Origin of the sequence: Mesorhizobium sp. M7D.F.Ca.US.004.03.1.1 (genome assembly GCF_003998635.1) — a bacterium.
GTDB classification, from domain to species: Bacteria; Pseudomonadota; Alphaproteobacteria; order Rhizobiales; family Rhizobiaceae; genus Mesorhizobium; species Mesorhizobium loti.
In genome coordinates, this window is record NZ_RZQG01000624.1 from 1 (window position 1) to 3,579 (window position 3,579).

4 protein-coding genes are annotated in these 3,579 nt (G+C 60.7%); all 4 read left to right on the plus strand.

What is annotated here, in order from left to right; translation table 11 throughout:
* The first annotated feature begins 325 nt into the window (after positions 1-325).
* Positions 326-697, plus strand: coding sequence for a 30S ribosomal protein S12 (gene rpsL, locus EN935_RS26675; protein ID WP_006333356.1), 372 nt, complete (start codon positions 326-328; stop codon positions 695-697).
* A 60-nt stretch (positions 698-757) separates the two neighbouring features.
* Positions 758-1,228 carry a 30S ribosomal protein S7 gene (rpsG, locus tag EN935_RS26680; RefSeq protein ID WP_008875664.1) on the plus strand — a complete coding sequence of 157 codons (471 nt, stop codon included), beginning with the start codon at positions 758-760 and terminating at the stop codon, positions 1,226-1,228.
* Positions 1,229-1,257: 29 nt separating this feature from the next.
* The gene (gene fusA / locus EN935_RS26685) at positions 1,258-3,348 is read left to right on the plus strand and encodes an elongation factor G (RefSeq protein ID WP_109672628.1); all 2,091 of its coding nucleotides are present in this window, start codon (positions 1,258-1,260) and stop codon (positions 3,346-3,348) included.
* A gap of 98 nt (positions 3,349-3,446) precedes the next feature.
* A partial coding sequence (locus EN935_RS26690) for a GTP-binding protein (protein ID WP_245261238.1) occupies positions 3,447-3,579 on the plus strand: 133 nt, incomplete at its 3' end.

Sequence of the window (3,579 nt, forward strand, 5' to 3'; positions counted from 1 at the left end):
GCCTCACATCGGTTCTGACTTGCCGGCGCGCAATATTTGCTGCTCCGGGCTTGACGGTTCGTGGGCTTGCTAGTAGAAGCCGGCCAGTCAGAACCGATGTGAGGCTCTCCCTTCCGAAGCGACACGCTTTGGAGTTTGCCTCAAACAGGGTTCGTTTTACGAGCGAAAAGACATTTCCGGCGTGCACGAAGCGGCTTCCGCTTCCTCTGCCATTTGTTCGGGCAAGACCGCGAGGCGCGGTTTGTGGCCCGAATTTGCGTATGGAAATGACGCTTTGAGCGGCCCTGACCGGGCGAGACACGGAATTGAGAGACAAGAGGGTTTAATGCCTACCGTCAACCAGCTGATCCGCAAGCCGCGCATTGCGCCGGTGAAGCGCAACAAGGTCCCGGCCATGCAGCAGAACCCGCAGAAGCGGGGCGTCTGCACGCGCGTCTATACAACGACGCCGAAGAAGCCGAACTCGGCGCTGCGCAAGGTGGCCAAGATCCGCCTGACCAATGGTTTTGAAGTGATCGGGTACATCCCCGGCGAAGGCCACAACCTTCAGGAACACTCCGTAGTGATGATCCGCGGCGGCCGCGTCAAGGATCTTCCGGGCGTTCGCTACCACATCATCCGCGGCGTGCTCGACACGCAGGGTGTGAAGAACCGCAAGCAGCGCCGTTCGAAGTACGGCGCCAAGCGTCCGAAGTAAGATTTTCCGGCCTTGGCGCTCCTTGAGTGCGTCGGGCTATGAGATTGAGAGACAAAAGCCATGTCGCGTCGTCACAGTGCAGAAAAGCGTGAGATCAATCCGGACCCGAAGTTCGGCGATCTGATCGTCACCAAGTTCATGAACGCCGTCATGTATGACGGTAAGAAGTCGGTCGCCGAGACCATCGTCTACGGTGCGCTCGACCAGGTTCAGTCGAAGACCAAGCAGGAGCCGGTCACCGTCTTCCATCAGGCGCTCGACAATGTTGCGCCGCATGTGGAAGTGCGTTCGCGTCGTGTCGGCGGCGCCACCTACCAGGTTCCGGTCGACGTGCGCCCCGAGCGCCGCCAGGCATTGGCCATTCGCTGGCTGATCGCGGCTGCCCGCAACCGCAACGAGACCACGATGGTCGACCGCCTCTCCGGCGAGCTGATGGACGCGGCCAACAACCGCGGCACCGCTGTCAAGAAGCGTGAAGACACCCACAAGATGGCTGAAGCCAACCGCGCTTTCGCGCACTACCGCTGGTAAAGCGCGAACGAGACTGAGAGGCAGCTACGATGGCCCGCGAATACAAAATCGAAGACTACCGCAATTTCGGTATCATGGCGCATATTGACGCCGGCAAGACGACGACCACCGAGCGCGTCCTCTATTACACGGGCAAGTCGCACAAGATCGGCGAAGTCCACGACGGCGCTGCCACCATGGATTGGATGGAGCAGGAGCAGGAGCGCGGCATCACCATCACGTCCGCCGCGACCACGACCTTCTGGAAGGGTCGCAGCGGCAAGATGTACCGCTTCAATATCATCGACACCCCCGGCCACGTCGACTTCACCATTGAAGTCGAGCGTTCGCTGCGCGTTCTCGACGGCGCCATCGCGCTGCTCGATGCCAATGCCGGTGTCGAGCCGCAGACGGAGACCGTCTGGCGTCAGGCCGACAAGTATCGCGTTCCGCGCATGATCTTCTGCAACAAGATGGACAAGATCGGCGCTGACTTCTACCGCTCGGTCGAGATGATCGGTTCGCGCCTCGGTGCACATGCCGTCGTCATGCAGCTGCCGATCGGCGCCGAGACCGAGTTCAAGGGCGTCGTCGACCTCGTCGAGATGAACGCGCTGGTCTGGCGCGACGAGACGCTGGGCGCTGCCTGGGACATCGTCGAGATCCCGGACGACCTCAAGGCTCGTGCCGAAGAATACCGCGAGAAGATGATCGAGGCCGCCGTCGAAATGGACGAGACGGCGCTTGAGAATTACCTCGAAGGCAAGATGCCGTCGAATGACGAGATCCGCGCGCTGATCCGCAAGGGCACCATTGCGGTCAAGTTCTACCCGATGTTCTGCGGCTCGGCCTTCAAGAACAAGGGCGTGCAGCCGCTGCTCGACGCCGTCGTCGAATATCTGCCGTCGCCGGCCGATGTTCCCGCCATCAAGGGCGTCGATGCCAAGACCGACGCCGAGATCGAGCGTCATGCCGACGACAACGAGCCGCTGTCGATGCTCGCCTTCAAGATCATGAACGACCCGTTCGTCGGTTCGCTGACCTTTGCCCGCATCTATTCGGGCAAGCTCACCAAGGGCATCTCGGTCGACAACACCGTGAAGGGCAAGAAAGAGCGCATCGGCCGCATGCTGCAGATGCATGCGAACTCGCGCGCCGACGTCGAAGAGGCTTTTGCCGGCGACATCGTTGCTCTTGCCGGTCTCAAGGACACGACCACGGGCGACACGCTCAGTGATCCGCTGCATCCGGTCATCCTCGAGCGCATGGAGTTCCCCGATCCGGTCATCCAGATCGCCATCGAGCCGAAGACCAAGAACGACCAGGAAAAGATGGGCCTCGCCCTTCACCGCTTGGCCGCCGAGGATCCGTCCTTCCGCGTCAAGACCGATGAGGAAAGCGGCCAGACCATCATTTCCGGCATGGGCGAACTTCACCTCGACATCATCGTCGACCGCATGCGTCGCGAGTTCAAGGTCGAGGCCAATGTCGGCGCGCCGCAGGTGGCTTATCGCGAGACGATCACCCGCAGGCACGAGCAGGATTACACGCACAAGAAGCAGACCGGCGGTACCGGTCAGTTCGCTCGCGTCAAGATCGTCTTCGAGCCGAACCCGGACAGCAGCGAGTTCGAGTTCGATACCAAGATCGTCGGCGGCGCCGTGCCGAAGGAATACATCCCGGGTGTCGAAAAGGGCATCAACAGCGTCATGACCTCGGGTCCGTTCGCGGGCTTCCCGATGATCGGCGTCAAGGCGACGCTGATCGATGGCGCCTACCACGATGTTGACTCCAGCGTTCTGGCCTTCGAAATCGCCGGCCGCGCCTGCTTCCGTGAAGCCGCACCCAAGCTTGGCGTGCAGCTGCTCGAGCCGATCATGAAGGTCGAAGTCGTGACGCCGGAAGACTATGTCGGCAGTGTCATCGGCGATCTGAACGGTCGTCGTGGCCAGATCCAGGGTCAGGAAGCGCGTGGCGTTGCAGTGGTCATCAACGCGATGGTGCCGCTCGCCAACATGTTCAAGTATGTCGACAATTTGCGCTCGATGAGCCAGGGCCGTGCGGCCTACACGATGCAGTTCGATCACTACGAGCCGGTCCCTACTGCGGTGGCCCAGGAAGTCCAGAAGAAATACGCGTAAGGGTTCTTTAGCCACCGGGTCGCGTCCTTTGCGCGGCGCCGGATCTGAAGAGCGAATAACAATTTCCCCCAAGCGGGTAGAATAGACGGAGAACGATTATGGCCAAAGGTAAATTCGAGCGTAACAAGCCTCACGTGAACATCGGCACGATTGGCCACGTCGACCATGGCAAGACGTCGCTGACGGCGGCGATCACCAAGTATTTTGGCGAATACAAGCGCTACGACCAGA